Genomic DNA, 15947 nt, shown 5'->3' on the forward strand with positions numbered 1-15947 from the left:
GTACCGTCGCTCCGGTCCCGGCCGCCCGGGCCGCCGCCCAAGCTTGAGCTCACGGGACACTGCGGTCCCGCAAGGTGCTCAACCGATAGCCACGCGCTGGCGGGCACCAGCTGTCCAAGCGCCATCGCTGCCGGGTTCGTCACGTCCTGCGCGTCGAAGCCACCACACCCGACCATCTCGCGCCCGGCCTGTTAGGCCGGGCGCCGCGTGACAGGCCACCACTCGCGATTCCTGTCGGATCAAGCCGTCCCGGTGGCGCTTCTGTCAGCAAGCCCGCCGGCCCACCGTCTGACAAAATCTGACCCGATCTAACAGGACCTGACCCGGCGGGTGGGCCAACGGCTGGTATCGATAGGACCCGGGGCGGTTAGGATCGGCGACGCTGTCAGTCCTGACAGAGGCTGACTATGGATGCAGCTGCGGTGCGGCATTCCGCGGCTGTCGCCGTGGCCTGCGGGCGATGCGGCGACCCGTGCGAGCGGTCGAGAGGGACTGTCTTGGGCGCTCGTCGCGGCCGAGATGGCCGTGTGGTTGTCAGCCCGCGTGTGGGGGCTCGGCTGGGTGCGGCATTGGGGGCTCGGTTGGGGGCGTCGGCGATTCGAGGCCCCAAACGAGCCTTGCCGGCCGGCCCTGTCAGGTGACTGAGCTGCGGAAACCTGAGCCGATAGGAACCCGTCGGCAAGATCAACCCGCCCAGACTCCCTAACTTCTTAGGGACTCTCAGGGGGTTCTTACGCGGGTAGGACATGTTTCGCACGGACAGTCGCCGGCCACAGTCCGACATCTGATGCGGAAAGAACCTGGAGCGCAGGTTCGCCATGGTTGACCTGACCGGCGCGCACTGGCGCACCAGCACGCGCAGCGGCGACAACGGCGGCAACTGCGTCGAGGTCGCCGACAACAACCTGCCCGGCGTCGTCGCCGTGCACGACAGCAAGGTCGGCACTGGGCCGGTCCTCACATCCCCGACTCCTGGGTGGCCTTCTTGGGCGCAGCTCCATCGTCGAGCTGCGGGGGGTGAAGCGGTGCGGGCCCGTCCGCGTTGGCCCGGGTCCGTGCCAACGCACCTGCCGACTCGTGAATGCGCTTCGGTCGCCGGTCTGTCAGGAAGCCGACAAAGTCGCCAGGGGCTCAGCTAGCCTTTCCCGCCTATGGTGGACTGCTCCGCCCGCCGATGGACCGGTTGTCGTGCCGGCTCAGGGCCTAAATCCGTGGTAGACGAGGAGTCGGTGCATGGTCGCGGCACGCGAGACGACGCTGCAGGAGTTGCTGGAGGGCTCGAAGCAGTATCAGGTGCCGCTCTACCAGCGCACCTACTCGTGGACCAAGTCGCAGCTCGCTCGCCTCTGGGACGACATCCTGAAGTTGGCCGAGGACCGGGTCGACGAGGCAAACGCCACCCACTTCATCGGCTCCCTCGTGCTCGCGCCCAGCCCGACCATCAGCCCGGCCGGCGTGGCCGAATACCTGGTCGTGGACGGACAGCAGCGGCTCACCACCCTGACCATCCTGCTGTGCGCCATCCGCGACCACCGCGCCCAGCACGAGGACCCAATGCATCGCGACCGGCTCAACCAGCAGTACCTGGTCAACCCGTGGAAGCCGGAGCCGCAGCGGCTGAAGCTCGTCCCCACCCAGGCCGACCGGGCCGCCTACCTGGCCTGCCTCGACTCGACCCCGGAGGCCGGGGGCGCCGACCCGGTGGGCGCGGCGTATCGGTTCTTCGTCGCGCAGCTGGCCGCCGCCGACGACCCGGACGACCCGCTCGACATCGAGCGCATCGAGAACGCCGTCATCTCCGGCCTTGCGCTGGTGTCCGTCACCGCCCAGGCCGGCGACAACGTCCATCGCATCTTCGAGTCGCTCAACAACACCGGCCTCAAACTCACCCAGGCCGACCTGCTGCGCAACTACCTGTTCATGCGGCTGCCCACCCGGGGCGAGACCGTCTACCAGTCACTCTGGCTGCCGCTGCAGAAGCGGCTCACCTCGGAGCAGCTGGAGCTGCTGTTCTGGCTCGACCTGGTCCACCGCGACCAGCGGGTCAAGCAGACCGACGTCTACTCGGCCCAGCAGACCCGGCTCAACCGACTGCACTCCGAGGAGGAAATCGAGGCGGAGGTCAAGCGGTTCAGCCGCCTCGGCGCGCTGCTCCGGGTCATCCTGCACCCCGCCGAGGAGAAGGATCCGGGCGTACGGCGGCGGCTGGCGCGGCTCAGCGCCTGGGGCACGACCACGGTGTACCCGCTCCTGCTGCACCTGCTCGACCGGCGTGACCAGGGCAGCGCAACCTCCGAGCAGGTCGCCTCGGCGATGCTGTACGTGGAAAGCTTCTTCGTGCGGCGCCTCCTGACCGGCCGTCCCACCAACAACCTCAACCGGATCCTGCTCGCCGTCGTCACCGAGATGGACCAGGACCCGCCGGTGGACCAGGCCGTGCGGAGCTACCTGTCGATCGGGCGCAAGTACTACTCCAACGACGCCAGCGTGCGGGCCGCGGTACGGTCGATTCCGTACTACCTCAACGGCCGCGCGCACCAGCGCAAGCTGATCCTCCAGTGGCTGGAGGAGTCGTACGGCAGCAAGGAGCCGGTGACGCCGGACTCCCTGACCATCGAGCACGTCCTGCCGCAGAGCCCCACCACCGAGTGGCGGCAGATGCTGGCCGCCGATCTCGGGCCCGACGAGAACTTCCGCGAGGCGCACGAGGCCCTGGTCCACACGCTGGGCAACCTCACCCTCACCGGCTACAACTCCGAGCTGAGCAACAGCTCCTTTCCGGTCAAGCGGCTCCAGCTCGACAAGAGCGGAGTCCGACTCAACCAGGAGATCGCCGCGCGGGAGCGGTGGGGCCGCCCCGAGATCCATGCCCGCGCCGACGACCTCGCCGAGCGCATCGTCGCCATCTGGCCGGGCCCCAACGAGCAGGCGGCCGACTCGCCGGAGGTGCCCTGGGACGTCATGGCCAAGGCCCTCGCCGAGCTGCCCGCCGGCTCCTGGACCACGTACGGCGACCTGGCAGCACTGATCGGCAGCCACCCCGTGCCGGTCGGGGCCCGGCTCGCCAACCACCCCGTGCCCAACGCGCACCGGGTGTTGCAGGTCGAGGGGACCGTCTCGCCCAGCTTCCGGTGGTCCGACCCCGACCGTACCGACGACCCGCGCGACCTGCTGCGTGCCGAGGGCGTGAAGTTCGACGAGTACGGCCGGGCCGATCAGGCGCAGCGCATGGGCACCGAGGATCTGGCGCAGCTCGCCGGGGTGACGCCCGAGGACGTGCCGGAGCGACTGCCTCGACCCCGTTCGGGCGAGGACGTCGACTACGCCGAGCGGTTCATCGAGCAGCTCACCGCTCTGCAGGGCCCGGCGGTCGCGACCGCCACGCACGTCGTGCTCGACGCGTGGACGACGATGGGTGGCACCCTCCTGTACGGCATCGGCGGGGAGACCTCCTGCTTCCTGATGGCGCGCCCCAGGCGACACGAACTTGGCGACATCTGGCCGGCGGCGATCTACCCGAGCGGGAAGTTCGAGGTGGTGTTCCAACACCTGAGCACCCGTACGCCATTCGACGACGTCACCCTGCGGGAGGAGCTTCGGCAGCGGTTGAACCAGCTGCCGGGCGTGGACATCGCCCCCGCGAAGATCGCCCTGCGGCCGGGCTTCCCCCTGACGGTCCTCGCCGACGCCGATGCGCGGGAGGCACTGCTGGATCACCTGCGCTGGTTCTACGACCAGGCGCGGACGCCCGCCGAGGACAGCCTCGCCATGGACTAGTCTCCCACCACCCACCCCGGAGGGTCCGACCGTGCCCCAGCTCGCCTTCGCCAACACGTTCTGGCAGAGCTACGACGTCCTGGAAAAGCCGGTCAAGGCCGGTGTTCGTAAGGCGATGGAGAAGTTTCAGCAGTTCAGCATCGCCGATCTGCACGCCGACAAGGGCCTGCACCTGGAGTCGGTGCACAACGCCCGGGACTCGCGGATGCGGACCATCCGGATCAACGACTTCTGGCGCGGTGTGGTCCTCGCTCCTGACGACGGTAGCGACACGTTCCTGCTGCTGAGCGTCGTGCGGCACGACGACGCGTACACCTGGGCGGCGAAGCGCCTCTACACCGTCAACACGGCGACCCGGGCCCTGGAGGTCCGCAACGTCGTCGCGATCGAGCAGCTCACGCCTGCGTTCGAGAAGGCGGCAGCCAAGGCACCGACGCTGCTCTTCGCCGGGCATTCGGACACCGTGCTGCGCGACCTCGGCATCGACGACCAGGTGCTGCGGGCGGTCCGCACGATCATCGACCAGTCGCAACTGGAGGCGTTCGGCACGCTGCTGCCCGAGGACCAGTTCGAGGTGCTGCAGTACCTCGCCGAGGGATTCTCGCCCGACGAGGTCTACCGTGACCTCGTCGCCGAGCGTCGGCCGTCCGACGCCACGCCGGAGCCGAGCGAGAGCCTGGCGATGGCGATCGCGAACACCACCAGCCGAATCACCCTCGTCACCCGGCCCGACGAACTCGCCGAGATCCTCGACAAGCCGTTCGAGGCCTGGCGGGTGTTTCTCCACCCATCGCAGCGGCGCGTCGCGTACCGGGTCTCCTACCACGGGCCGGCCCAGGTGACTGGCGGGCCGGGCACCGGGAAGACGGTGGCGGCGCTGCACCGGGTCAAGCACCTGCTCTCCCGTACGCCCGATGCTCGGGTGCTGCTCACCACGTACACCAATGCCCTTGCCGCGACCCTGCGGGAGCACCTGGCGCTGCTCCTCGGCGACGAGAAGCAGCTGGCGCGGGTGGAGGTGACCACGGTGAACGCCTTCGCCAACCGCACCGTGCGCACCCTCGCCGGCCGGGTGCCGACCCCGATCGGGGACGCCGATGAGCGGCAGGTCTGGCGACGGGTGTGCCGGAAGTTGACCCTGCCCTGGAGCGAGCAGTTCCTGGCTCAGGAGTTCCGGCACGTCATCCTCGCCCAGGACGTGCACAGCCGGGACGGCTATCGCGCGGCCAGCCGGCGCGGCAGGGGGTCGGCACTTGGCACCCGGCAGCGCGACCGAGTCTGGGACGCCGTCGAGATGTTCCAGGCCGAGCTGTCCGCGGCCACCTCCGCTACGCATTTGCAGATCTGCGCCCGGGCGGCGCAGTTGCTCGCCGACGCCGACCTTACCGTCCATGGGTTCGGGCACATCGTGGTCGACGAGGCGCAGGACCTGCACCCGGCACAGTGGCGGGTGCTGCGGTCCGCGGTGTCGCCCGGCCCGGATGACCTGTTCATCACCGGCGACCCGCACCAGCGGATCTATGACTCACGGGTGTCGCTCAGCGCCCTCGGCATCTCCGTCGCCGGTCGCAGCAGCCGGCTCCGCATCAACTACCGCAGCACCGAGGAGATCCTCTCCTGGTCGACCCGAGTCCTTGTCGGGTCGCGAGTCGATGACCTCGGTGGCGAGGGTGAGGACAGCCTCATCGGCTACCGGTCCCTGCTGCACGGCAAGCGACCGCAGGCGCAGGGGCATCCGACGCCGCAGGCGGAAGCCGCAGCCCTCGTCAAGCGGGTGGGGGAGTGGGTGGAACACGGCGTCGCGCCGAGTGAGATCGCGGTCTGCGCGCGGTTCAACACGACGCTGAGCAACGTGTACGACGAGTTGGCCGGTGCCGGCATCCCGGCGGTGCGGGTGCGGGACCAGCCGGGTGCGGACGTCGAAGGAATACGGCTCGCCACGATGCACGCGATGAAGGGCCTGGAGTTCCGCTGCGTCGCGGTGGTGGGGGCCACGGCGAAGGCCGTTCCCTTCGCCAAGGAGGTCACGCCGAGCGAGGTCGATCAGGTCCAGCACGACAGCGACCTGCTCCGGGAGCGCTGCCTGCTCTTCGTCGCCAGCACCCGCGCCCGGGAGGCGCTGTACGTGTCGTGGAGCGGCGAGCCAAGTCCGTTCCTGTCGTTTGTCTCTGGCAGCCAGCCCAGCTGATCCCGAAGGAGAAGCATGAAGGAGCCCCTGGCCTTCGCCGAGATCCTGGCCGTGCTGGATGATTCTCGCTCGGTCCCCGACCTTCAGCGCTACTTCCTGGCGGATGGCGATGCGGCATTCACCGGTGGGCAGTTCGACCGACTTGGCGGCGGCGGGTGCCGTCCCGAAATCGCGAACATCCTTACCGCCGAGGACCTGATCGCGGTGGAACTGCTCAGTGTGGAGGTGCGGCCGCGCCCGGCGCTCGACCTGTTGCAGGGGCAGCTCGGCCGAAGGCTGGCGGCGGACTTGGCGAACATCCCCGTCAACGTCGAGCTGGGCGCTGACGACGCGTTCCCGCTGATCGTGAAGGGTGGTTACGCGGACAAGGCGTGGTGGACGCTGCGCGATGCGGACGACATCGGCTGGGTCATCGCCGGCAAGCTGCTCGCCCGCAAACGCCCGAAGCTCGTGCCGGTGTACGACGAGGTGGTGTCCTGCGCACTCGGCACCGGAAGCGGCTTCTGGGAGTGGCTGCACGGCAAGCTCCGCGAGGAAGGCAATGTCCTGGCACAGCGCCTCGACGCCCTGCACGGGAAGGCCGGCCTGCCGGCGGCGGTCAACCGCCTTCGGGTTCTTGACGTCGTGTTCTGGATGCGACACCGAGACGGCCATGGCGGTAGGGCGTGCCCCGGGCTGCGGCTGCCCTGACATCAGACGACCACGGTGGGGAGCGACAAGATGCGCGAAATCACGGTTCGCCTCGACGGTGTGGACCCCGACAAGTACGCAGACATTGCGAACGCCATCTGGATGCAGATGAAGGCGACCGGCTGTGACTTCACCGTCACACCGGACGAGGAGTCTGTGCCAGACCAACTCGACAAGCGCTGGGACGAATACAGTCAGGTGTCGTGGGAGGAAGGTGGACGACGCGGCACCCCGCAGGCAGCCGCGGCCAGCGCGGACCGGGCTGACATCCGGGATCGTGCCGATTCAGACGAGTGACAATGCGAGCGAGAGGCGCAATGCACTCCGCTGAACGCGCCTGCGTCAACTGCGGCGAAGCCGTACACGGCCGGGCGAACTCGCGCCATCGTGGCCCGGACATCGCGTGGTTCATCCATTGTCACCCGTGCGCCGCCCTGGTCGCGGACCAGATGGAGCCGCTCGACCTTTTGCCCGACGGCAGCGGCGCCGACATCTATCGGTGCCGAAACTGCGGCATCCACCGCGTCTGCCGCACGGGGTGGCGGACCCGGTGCCACGTCTGCCTGGACGAGCGCTCCTCCGGGCTCGCCCTGGCAGCCGGCGAGCGGCTGCTGTTCCGACTGCCGGCTGAGCCCGCCCTCGCGCAACAGGTAGGTCGGTTCGCCGGACTCTCTGGCGGCGAAGCCGTTCCCGTGCGTGCCGCCGCCGAATTCCAAGCCGCGATCGCACTCGGCGAGGAACTCGACCGGCGTCGCCGCGACGGTTGGACTGATCTGGCCGGTGACGTACACGGGCTGCCATGGTATGGCGAACGGCAGGCGACCTCGTCCCACGGGACCTGGGGTGTCCACGCCCGCTGCGGGTCGTGGCAGCGGGTCCGCGACCGGTCATGCCCAGAGTGCCCGCCGGAGCCAGAGGACCGGTCGTTTACAGCGCTGCGGGACACGCCCTACCTGCTGTACCTGGTGCGGCATCGCGGGCTGCTGAAGTTCGGTGTTGGCGGCGCGCGCCGAGTGCGGCAGCACCTGCTCGCGGGCGCGGAACTGGTGGAGGTCGTCGAGGGCCGTCACGCCGACGTCATCGCCGCTGAGGCGACCCTCAAGCGGCAGAAGCGGCATACGGCGGTGCCGCTGCGAATCTGGCGAACCTGGCGGATGCCGGCCTCGTTCGGAGCAGGCACCGAGGTGGTTCGAGCCGATGTTCGAATCCGGCTCGCGGACGTCCTGACCGAAGGCCAAGACGTCACCGGTCGTTTTGCGAGGTATGGATCCGCTGCCAAATATTGCGCGGACCCAGGTCTCAGAAGCAGCCCACGGCGCTGATGCGTGACGGTCACCCGAACGGCTATGGTCGATGGATCGTGGAACGCCTCCCCTCGACCATTGCCAGGCGGATCATGCGACTGTTGGCGGCAGGGGTGTGCAGCCGAGATCGATGCCGACCGTGTGCCCTCCGCACTCGCTCGCGATGGGCTGGTATTCATCCGGCAAGGCAGCATCGGCGGGGTCAGAGAATTGCTCGATCACTGGACCGAACCGGTCAGCCACCCACATCAGTCAACCGACGGACTGACGGTCATCGTGCCACGACACCGGTCCGTCGATGGGGAGAACGAAGCCGGATTCTCCGCTGCTGGCCTGTCTCCGCACACAGACCGGAGCCTGGTCGCCCGGCCTCCCAGTGTGCTGGCCACGGTGATGGTTGTGCCGGCACTCACCGGCGGAGAGTCCGTACTGGTCGATGGGGCTCGCGTGCTGGCCCTCCTTCGCCGTGACTTCGACGACGGGGTGATCGCCGGGCTGAGACTGAGGCCACGAAGCGGCGGCAACGGACCACCCCTCATCGAACTGCGTGGCCGCCTCGCCCGTCTTCGCTATCGCGACGACCAAATCGGCAGCCCGCACAGCCTCAGCGGGCGGGAGGACGTCCTGGCGGCGCTCCGTCGCCTGATCGCCGCGACGAGGAACAGGTTTCGTCTGGCCGACGGCGACGGCTATCTCGTCCACAACCACCGGGTCCTGCACGGGCGGACGGCATTCAGTGGTAGTCGTCGCCTGGTACGGCTGCTCGCCGAGGTTGAGGGCGGTCACCCGTACGCCTGGCTGAACCGGGGGTTCCGACTTGCGGATTCCTAGACCCAGACCGACTTCGGCGCTCAGCTCGGAACGCGTCCGGCTTGCGGCGGCCTTGGCCAAGGCACCGGTGCCCGCCGACAGCGCCTTCCCGCTGGTGATCCGAGACGTCCTCGAGGCACACCCCGATCCCGAGCCGACGCTGCGTCAAATTCTCGATGACCGGACCGCCCGGGCGCGGCTGCGGTTCGCGGCGCTGTACGCGCTTCTGCTGCGCCTGCGGCGCGAGGAACGCCATGCCGAATACAGCGCAGTCGTCCGCCACTACGAGGGCGAATTCGGGGCGGAGCCGTACTTCGACACCTTCCGGGCGATCGTGGCCCGCACCCGGGGCGACCTCGCCTCGCTGCGCAGCGCCGTGGAGTACTCCCGGCAGGCGGTTGCCTCGATGCCGGACGTTGCCGCAGTGGTGCACCAATTGGCTGCCTTCTGGGTGGAGTTCCTGGAACGCCTGGAGCAGCCGGGAAGTGCACGCGACCTCGACGAGGTGGAGCGGCATATCGACCGAGCGATCACCCTGTCGCAGGGCAGGATTGCCCACTATTTCGAGACGAAGGGCCGTCTGCTCGCGCTGCGTGGGGAGTTCGAGGCGGCCAGATCAGCCGTCGCACAGGCGATCGAGTTGGAACCGCGCACGTCCCGCGACTACCTGCGCCGACTGACCCAGTACCAAACCACCCGAATCCGAATCGACCTGATGCAGGAGCGGGCCCGGTGGGCTCAGGCTCATGATCGGTTCCGGACCGAGTTGACCGAGTTCAAGGCCCAGCAGCTCCAACTGCTCGGCCTGCTGGCGGCGGTCGTTGCATTCATCGCCACCGCGGGTAACATCGCGAGTCAGAGCGAAGGAATAGACGGTGTTCGGCTGATGCTTGTGGCATCCGGCGCGGTTGGCGTCGTATTCGGTACCTTCTCCCTGGTCAACAACAGCGGCATTCGCCGAGTGATTGCCGCGGTCGTACTCGGCTGCGCGCTGATCGGAGCGGGGATTCTGGTGCCGGCCGCGTGGATGTCATGAAAGACGAGCCAGCGGTGAAGGTACGAGCACTGATCACCACAGCGGGCGGCGCGAGGGCGAATGAGGACCGCGCCGGCCACCGGGGCACCCTGGCCTGGGTGATCGACGGTGCCACCGACCTCTACCAGGATGGCGCGCTTCCCGCAGACAGCGATGTGCAGTGGCTTGTGGACACTGTCGACCAGCATCTGACGTCCGCCGGCGCGGACGGATACCGCGGGGCAGCCGCGACGCTGCTCGACATCGTCGCCGACGATGTCGCCAGGCAACAGCGGGCCTTGGGGTTCCCCACCGGTCGGGTCCCGCCCGCCTGCTCGATTGCACTCTGCGTCGACCAGGGCCTTCGGTATGACATCAGCCGGGTTGGTGACGCTACAGCCGTCGTCGCAGGTCGCGAACCTGCCGTCCTGGCCACCGGATACTTCGATCGCCGAGAGGCGGCGGCAGTCGAGATGGGCGAGGCCGACCCGCAGCGGGTGATCGCCGCGATGCACGAGCGGCGGCTTCACACCATGACCTCTGGCGACACCGAATCCGTCTTTTCCGGCCATCCTCGGCGTCAGTTGCGTCCACACAGTGTCGCCGGCACCTGGGTGGCCACCGACACCATCCTGCTCTGCACCGACGGCTTCGCCCGGCTGGTCACCGACTATGGGCTTTACCAAGAGTGGGCAGACGTGATCACCGATGCCATCGAGCGCGGGCTGCCGTACCTGGAAGCGCTGATCCGGCAAGCCGAGGACGGGGCGGCAGGTGGCGGTCGCCGGTTCAAGCGGGCCGACGATGTCGCCGCCGTGCTGCTCACCCGCAACTGACTCCGCGCCCTGATGGAAGGACCCAGATGACCGACCGACCCCCGTACCTGGTCGAGCGCAACCCAGGGTATTTCGAGTATCAACTGCCGATCTCCGTCAAGTTGGTTGTCGACTATCACGGTCGGGTTCCGTTGCTCAGGAACGAACGCGACGAGTGGGAGCTGCCGGGCGGCAAGCTCGAGGTGGGCGAAACACCCGAGGAGGGGGTGTGCCGGGAAGTCGCAGAGGAACTCGGACTGAGCGTCACCGGGGTCGACATCATTGACAGCTGGGTCTATGAGATCACCCCGGTCCGGCACGTCTTCATCGTCAGCTACGGAGCCGTGTACCTGGGGGATGAGGAGCTCGCGTACTCCGCCGAGCACAAGGAGCTCGGGGTGTTCGCGTACGACGACGTGCCGGGGCTGCACATGCCGGAGCCGTACAAGCGGACCGTCGCCCGCTGGCGTGAGCGCAACCGGTCCTCGACCCACGCCACCTCCATGTGAGCTGATCGTCGGAAGGGCCGCGGATCGTTACGGCGTATCCTCGGTGGCTCGGGAGCGTCCACGACTGGCGAGGGCGGGACGGATGCGCGATCCAGACGACTTCGATCTTGAGGAGATAGCGGCCGCGCTGGAGGACCAGAGCGCGTACGACCACCGGTGGTTGATCGACCCGGCAACCGGCGAGGTGCTGCTCTGGACGGCCGATGGCGGCATCGACGGCAAGACGCCGGTGGACCTCGACGAACTCGACCTCGTGCTCATCGATCCGGCACCGCCCCGGGTCTGGTACCGGGACATGGCCGACTTCGCGGATCTGCTCAGCGACGAGGGCGCCGGCCGCAGGCTGCGGCGAGCGATCGAGGGCAAGGGCGCGTTCCGGCGCTTCCGCGGCGAGTTGTACGAGGAGTATCCGCGCCTGGTATCGGCCTGGCAGGGCTTTCACGACGCCCGGGCGCTGCGGCGTGCGATCGACTTCCTGGTGGACAACGACCTCATCGCGCAGGAGGCGGCGGAACGCGCCCGAGCCGAGCATCTGGACCCGGCGGTGCCCTGACCGCTTGCCTCAGCGGTGGGGCTGGGCCTTGACGGTGGAGAGGAAGGCGGCCCATCCGGGCTGGGTGAACCGCAGGCTCGGTCCGGATGGGTCCTTGGAGTCCCGTACGGCGACGACGTCGGGGAGGTTGGTGGCGACCTCGACGCAGTCGCCGCCGTTGTCGCCGCTGCGTGTGCTCTTGCGCCAGGCGGCGCCGGTCAGGTCAGTCATGCCGCATCTCCCCGATGATCCGCTTGATCATGTCCTTCGATTCTGCCTCACCTAACGTGAGGGCCTCTACACCATTCCAGGTGTTCTGGTAGGCCGCGAGTTCGTCGGGCTTGTCGAGGTAGAGCGCCCCGGTCAGCGATTCGCTGTAGACGACGGATGGTTCGGGTGCTGTTCGTCCCCCCTTCGTGGCGGGAAAGTCGAGGATGACGAAGGATCCGGCTACCGCCCCGGGGTGCGGCCCCGCGGCAAGCGGCACCACGCGCACCGACACGTTCGCCAGCTCGGAGGCTTCGAGCAGGTGGCTGAGCTGACCGGTCATGACGGAGGAACCGCCAACCGGCCGACGGAGCACAGCTTCGGATAGGGCGACCTCCAGCCGTGGCGGCTTCGGTAGGCGCCGCGTCAACAGACTCTGTCGCTGCATGCGCACCTCAACGGCGCGCTCCCGTTCCTCGCTGCTGAGCCGGCTGCCTGGGTGGTACAACCCCAGCGCGTACTGCCGGGTCTGAAGCAGGCCGGGGATCAGGGACTCGTCGTAGCGGCGGAGGCGGGCGGCGGCGGATTCGAGGCCGACGTACAGCTCGAACCAGCTCGGCACCGCGTCCCCGTACGCGTGCCACCAGCCCTTCGACTTCGTCTCGGCGGCCAGGCCCCTCATCGCGTCGGTCATCTCGGCCGAGACGCCGTACAGCTCGCACATCGCCTTGACGTCGAGCACTCGGACCGCACCCAGGCCGCACTCGATCCGCCAGATCTTCTGCCGGCTGTATTCGAGTGCCTCGGCGGCGGCGTCGAGCGTCACGCCGGCCTCGGTGCGGTACTGGCGCAGCAGCCGGCCGAGCTGCCGGCGCGGCACGGTCGATCCGATGTCCTCAGCCATTCGAACACTCCCCGGTTCCGTCCTGCAACGCTGCGTGACGTCGCCCTGTAACTGCTACACGTTTCAGTAAAGAAAGTCAATGCATCTGGCGAGAAATCCGCTGTGGAACGTTGCGTTGCTGCGTCCCAGTGTCACAAGCTGACCACAGAGAGCCGTGTCGTCGTACCGCTGAACGGAGCTGCGGCGGCAGGGCCGGGGTGGGTCGGCCGTGCGGGGAGGGCGGGCGACCCACCCCATCCAACCCCCACCGCGAGAGGCAGGCGACCGCATGAACGTCCGCAACCAGCGACCGACGCCCGGGAGCGGTGGCACGACTTACCGCTCCACCGCGTACACCGGTCTGCTGCCGTGGCAGGTGCGTGAGCGCCGGTTCAAGCCCGTCGGACTCGGACGCCGTGGCCTGGACCCCGACGACGTGTACGCCTTCCTCGACCGGGTCGCCCGCGACCTGGCCGCCGTCCACGCCGCCCTGGCCGGCAGCCGCCGGGAGACCGCCGCGATCAAGGACGCGTTGCGCCGCTGGCAGTCCGAGCACGCCCGCGCCCGCGACGCCCGGGAAGACGCGCGGTGAGCCAGCGGTACGTCGTCCACCTGCCGGTTGTCGCCGCCGACCTGCCGGCCGCGCAGCGCCTGGCCCGGGTCATCGGCCGCTGGCTACTCGTGCTGCCGCAGGCCGACCCGGGGGAGGCCACGGTCTCCGCGGAGGACGACCAGAACGTGCGCTACCGGGTTTTCTGCGACCTGCGGATGCCCGGCGGCCGGCGTTGCCTGCTCCGCGCCGACCACGACGGCCCCTGTACCCGCCGTCTGCGCCGCTGACCTACCCGGCGATGCCTGTCCGGCAACTCGCAGCGGGTCCGCCGCTGGCTCAGGCGGCTGGCGAGATCCTCTGCGTCGAACATCTTGCCGATTTCGTCGTCGCGGGTCACCTCGTAGCCGCGCTGGCGGAGCTTCGCCAACAGCGCGACCGTCCCGGTCCGCCGGAATATCGACGATGTCGCGGTAGCGAGCGTTGTAATTCGCCCGATGAGGATGAGGCAGCGTCACCCCCAGTGCTGTCGAGGTGCCGTTCGCTCGGCGGCCGGTTGAGGCGAGGTTTGCATGACCGCTCTTCTGGCCGGGTAGGCCCGTTCGAGCACGTCGTGACGCTGCCGGGCGACGTCGAGCAAACAGCGGACGCGAGCCTCCGGCCGGGAGTTGCCGTACGTGCAGACATGGCGCAACTGAACCCAACCGCGGCGCCCTAAGGTCAGGGGCTCGTAACGGCCTGTTCGACGGCGATCCGGCCGGAGAGGAGCATCAGGTGGAATACCAGGACTTCATCAACGCGGTGGCCACGCGGGCGAAGGTGTCGACCGATCAGGCGGCGACACTCACCGGCGCGACGCTGGAGATATTGGCAGATCGGATCACCGCCGGCCAGGCTGAGGACCTTGCCTACCAGCTTCCGGACGAACTGGCCGGTCACCTGCGCAGACCGCTTGGACGGGAACGTGCCACGTCGTTTGGGCTTGACGAGTTCGTGCGGCGGGTGGGGGACCGCCCGAACGTCGACCGTGCGCTCGCCGGTGCCGCTGTCCCCGCGGTGCTCACCACGCTACGGGAGGCGGTTACCCGTGACGAATTCGAGAACGCGGCGGCCCAGCTTTCGAAGGAGTTCTGGCAGGTGATCGAACCGGTGGGTGTCGGTGGCGGGCGGCGCCCCGGCTCGTAGCCAGCACAGTTGAGGCAGGAGCAGTGCGCCACTGGCGAAAGGTTGCGCCTGACCAGGCGCGCGCCCGCGACGCACACCCGCGCGTCGGGCAGGCTAGCTCCTCGGCGTTGCCCGCCAACACCACGGTGATTCCCGACGCGGCAGGAAGCTGTCCCCGCCCCGCCCCGCCGGGCGGAGCGGGAACAGCTAAGAGCGGTCAGTTCAGCCGTACGGATGCCGTATCGAGGCCGCCGCGAACGCTGACTGCCTTCACCGTGGCGGTGTTGCCGCCGGTCTGGACCACTCGGAGGCGAAACTTGTCGCCGCCGTTCCAGATCTCGTCGCCGTATCAGACCGCGCCGTACCGAAAGTAGCCGACGTCGGGGCCGTGGCCGAACAGCGGCGTCGGCTGGCCACCATTGCGTGTGGCGTAGTCGATGTAGACGCTGACTGACTCCTTACCCTGGGCGAGCGGTGAGCCGGCGGTACGTCGTCCACCTGCCGGTCGTCGCCGCCGACCTGCCCGCCGCGCAGCGTCTGACCCGGGTGGTCGGCCGTTGGCTGCTGGTGCTGCCGCACGCCGACGCGGGGGAGACCACCGTCTCCGCCGAGGACGACCAGAACGTACGCCATCGGGTCTTCTGCGACCTGCTGATGCCCGGCGGCCGGCGGTGCCTGCTCCGCGCCGACCACGACGGCCCCTGCGCCCGCCGCCTCCGCCGTTGACCGATCGTCGGATCGGCGTGGTATCCGTTGCAGGCGGGTCATGTGAACGCCGAGTTCGATAGCGGCGTGGTAATTCAAGAACGAAATCGGTACCGTGTCCCGGTGACCTTCAGGGAGACGGAACGCACCCGGCACCGTCGACTGCGGGAGCAGGGCAGCCTGAACCGGGCTGACCTCGACGCGATCCTCACCGCCGGCTTCGTCTGTCATCTCGGGGTCGTGATCGACGGCTGCCCGATGGTGGTGCCCACCGTCTACGGCGTGGCGCCCGGCGGCGATGTGGTGTTCTTCCACGGTTCGGTGGCCAGCCGAAGCCTCGTCCAGTCACCCACGGCCACCGTGTGTCTGACCGTCACCCACGTCGACGGACTGGTGCTGGCCCGGTCCGTGTTCGAGCACGGCGTCAACTACCGCAGCGCGATGATCTACGGGACGCCAAGGCTGATCACCGACCCCGAGGAGAAGCTGGCCGGCCTGCGCCAGCTCACCGAGCACATCGCGGCCGGGCAGTGGGACTACGCCCGCCAGCCCAACCGCAGGGAACTGGCGGCCACGGCGTTGCTCGCCCTCGACGTGGCCGAGGCGTCGGTGAAGATCCGCACCGGTCCGCCCGACGACGGCGACGGACCCGACGCGGGGCTGCCGGTCTGGGCCGGTGTCCGCCCACTGCGGACGGTCTGGGGCGAGCTGGAGCCTGACCCGTCGCTGGCCCCCGGCATCGACGTACCCGACCACCTGCGCTGACGTTCGGCCGCCGGCGGCGGTGGACCCCGCCGC

General features: G+C 68.8%; 17 protein-coding genes and 1 pseudogene. 16 read left to right on the plus strand and 2 right to left on the minus strand.

Annotation, left to right across the window (positions count from 1 at the left end):
- Positions 1-818: 818 nt before the first annotated feature.
- From GA0070621_RS31090 to GA0070621_RS10400, 11 genes and pseudogenes are all read left to right on the plus strand, one after another.
- Positions 819-1007 (plus strand): annotated as a pseudogene (locus GA0070621_RS31090) (DUF397 domain-containing protein); the annotation flags it as partial.
- Positions 1008-1233: 226 nt separating this feature from the next.
- Positions 1234-3777, plus strand: a complete 2544-nt coding sequence (locus GA0070621_RS10355) for a GmrSD restriction endonuclease domain-containing protein (protein WP_091193949.1) — start codon at positions 1234-1236, stop codon at positions 3775-3777.
- Between the two features lie 31 nt (positions 3778-3808).
- Positions 3809-5965, plus strand: a complete 2157-nt coding sequence (locus GA0070621_RS10360) for a UvrD-helicase domain-containing protein (RefSeq protein WP_091193952.1) — start codon at positions 3809-3811, stop codon at positions 5963-5965.
- 15 nt (positions 5966-5980) lie between these two features.
- A complete protein-coding gene (locus tag GA0070621_RS10365; protein ID WP_091193954.1) occupies positions 5981-6655 on the plus strand; it encodes a DUF6308 family protein in 675 nt (224 codons plus the stop codon).
- A gap of 30 nt (positions 6656-6685) precedes the next feature.
- Positions 6686-6952, plus strand: coding sequence for a hypothetical protein (locus tag GA0070621_RS10370; RefSeq protein WP_157739930.1), 267 nt, complete (start codon positions 6686-6688; stop codon positions 6950-6952).
- A 20-nt stretch (positions 6953-6972) separates the two neighbouring features.
- The gene (locus GA0070621_RS10375) at positions 6973-7977 is read left to right on the plus strand and encodes a hypothetical protein (RefSeq protein WP_091193959.1); all 1005 of its coding nucleotides are present in this window, start codon (positions 6973-6975) and stop codon (positions 7975-7977) included.
- A gap of 24 nt (positions 7978-8001) precedes the next feature.
- Positions 8002-8790: a TauD/TfdA family dioxygenase gene (locus tag GA0070621_RS10380; RefSeq protein ID WP_091193962.1), complete on the plus strand. Its 789-nt coding sequence runs from the start codon at positions 8002-8004 to the stop codon at positions 8788-8790.
- A gap of 67 nt (positions 8791-8857) precedes the next feature.
- Positions 8858-9805 carry a tetratricopeptide repeat protein gene (locus tag GA0070621_RS10385; protein ID WP_091193965.1) on the plus strand — a complete coding sequence of 316 codons (948 nt, stop codon included), beginning with the start codon at positions 8858-8860 and terminating at the stop codon, positions 9803-9805.
- Complete coding sequence (locus tag GA0070621_RS10390) at positions 9802-10620, plus strand: protein phosphatase 2C domain-containing protein (protein ID WP_091193968.1); 819 nt, start codon at positions 9802-9804, stop codon at positions 10618-10620. Before GA0070621_RS10385 ends, GA0070621_RS10390 begins: the two co-directional genes overlap by 4 nt.
- 26 nt (positions 10621-10646) lie before the next feature.
- Positions 10647-11108 carry an NUDIX hydrolase gene (locus GA0070621_RS10395; RefSeq protein ID WP_091193971.1) on the plus strand — a complete coding sequence of 154 codons (462 nt, stop codon included), beginning with the start codon at positions 10647-10649 and terminating at the stop codon, positions 11106-11108.
- A gap of 82 nt (positions 11109-11190) precedes the next feature.
- A complete protein-coding gene (locus GA0070621_RS10400; RefSeq protein WP_091193974.1) occupies positions 11191-11661 on the plus strand; it encodes a UPF0158 family protein in 471 nt (156 codons plus the stop codon).
- Positions 11662-11670: 9 nt separating this feature from the next.
- On the opposite strand, the gene GA0070621_RS10405 is transcribed toward GA0070621_RS10400, so the two are convergent.
- A complete protein-coding gene (locus tag GA0070621_RS10405) occupies positions 11671-11871 on the minus strand; it encodes a DUF397 domain-containing protein (RefSeq protein ID WP_091193977.1) in 201 nt (66 codons plus the stop codon).
- Positions 11864-12751: a helix-turn-helix domain-containing protein gene (locus GA0070621_RS10410; RefSeq protein WP_091193981.1), complete on the minus strand. Its 888-nt coding sequence runs from the start codon at positions 12749-12751 to the stop codon at positions 11864-11866. The genes GA0070621_RS10405 and GA0070621_RS10410 overlap by 8 nt, the downstream gene beginning before the upstream one ends.
- Before the next feature lie 268 nt (positions 12752-13019).
- Here GA0070621_RS10410 and GA0070621_RS10415 point away from each other — a divergent pair, with 268 nt between their 5' ends.
- The 5 genes from GA0070621_RS10415 to GA0070621_RS10435 all read left to right on the plus strand — a co-directional run bounded on the left by GA0070621_RS10415 (position 13020) and on the right by GA0070621_RS10435 (position 15914).
- Positions 13020-13322, plus strand: a complete 303-nt coding sequence (locus tag GA0070621_RS10415; protein WP_091193984.1) for a DivIVA domain-containing protein — start codon at positions 13020-13022, stop codon at positions 13320-13322.
- Complete coding sequence (locus tag GA0070621_RS10420; RefSeq protein WP_091193986.1) at positions 13319-13570, plus strand: hypothetical protein; 252 nt, start codon at positions 13319-13321, stop codon at positions 13568-13570. Before GA0070621_RS10415 ends, GA0070621_RS10420 begins: the two co-directional genes overlap by 4 nt.
- A gap of 484 nt (positions 13571-14054) precedes the next feature.
- Positions 14055-14465 (plus strand): DUF2267 domain-containing protein, encoded by a 411-nt coding sequence (locus GA0070621_RS10425; protein WP_157739932.1) that lies wholly within the window; start codon positions 14055-14057, stop codon positions 14463-14465.
- Positions 14466-14918: 453 nt separating this feature from the next.
- Positions 14919-15170, plus strand: a complete 252-nt coding sequence (locus GA0070621_RS10430; RefSeq protein WP_091193992.1) for a hypothetical protein — start codon at positions 14919-14921, stop codon at positions 15168-15170.
- Between the two features lie 102 nt (positions 15171-15272).
- Positions 15273-15914 (plus strand): pyridoxamine 5'-phosphate oxidase family protein, encoded by a 642-nt coding sequence (locus GA0070621_RS10435; RefSeq protein WP_091193995.1) that lies wholly within the window; start codon positions 15273-15275, stop codon positions 15912-15914.
- Positions 15915-15947: the final 33 nt, after the last annotated feature.

The organism is Micromonospora narathiwatensis, from assembly GCF_900089605.1.
GTDB lineage: Bacteria > Actinomycetota > Actinomycetes > Mycobacteriales > Micromonosporaceae > Micromonospora > Micromonospora narathiwatensis.

Coding starts and splice junctions, on each gene's coding strand:
- GA0070621_RS10355 (WP_091193949.1), top strand. CDS start 1,234: ATGGTCGCGGCACGCGAGACGACGCTGCAGGAGTTGCTGGAGGGCTCG.
- GA0070621_RS10365 (WP_091193954.1), top strand. CDS start 5,981: ATGAAGGAGCCCCTGGCCTTCGCCGAGATCCTGGCCGTGCTGGATGAT.
- GA0070621_RS10370 (WP_157739930.1), top strand. CDS start 6,686: ATGCGCGAAATCACGGTTCGCCTCGACGGTGTGGACCCCGACAAGTAC.
- GA0070621_RS10375 (WP_091193959.1), top strand. CDS start 6,973: ATGCACTCCGCTGAACGCGCCTGCGTCAACTGCGGCGAAGCCGTACAC.
- GA0070621_RS10380 (WP_091193962.1), top strand. CDS start 8,002: ATGGTCGATGGATCGTGGAACGCCTCCCCTCGACCATTGCCAGGCGGA.
- GA0070621_RS10390 (WP_091193968.1), top strand. CDS start 9,802: ATGAAAGACGAGCCAGCGGTGAAGGTACGAGCACTGATCACCACAGCG.
- GA0070621_RS10395 (WP_091193971.1), top strand. CDS start 10,647: ATGACCGACCGACCCCCGTACCTGGTCGAGCGCAACCCAGGGTATTTC.
- GA0070621_RS10400 (WP_091193974.1), top strand. CDS start 11,191: ATGCGCGATCCAGACGACTTCGATCTTGAGGAGATAGCGGCCGCGCTG.
- GA0070621_RS10405 (WP_091193977.1), bottom strand. CDS start 11,871: ATGACTGACCTGACCGGCGCCGCCTGGCGCAAGAGCACACGCAGCGGC.
- GA0070621_RS10410 (WP_091193981.1), bottom strand. CDS start 12,751: ATGGCTGAGGACATCGGATCGACCGTGCCGCGCCGGCAGCTCGGCCGG.
- GA0070621_RS10415 (WP_091193984.1), top strand. CDS start 13,020: ATGAACGTCCGCAACCAGCGACCGACGCCCGGGAGCGGTGGCACGACT.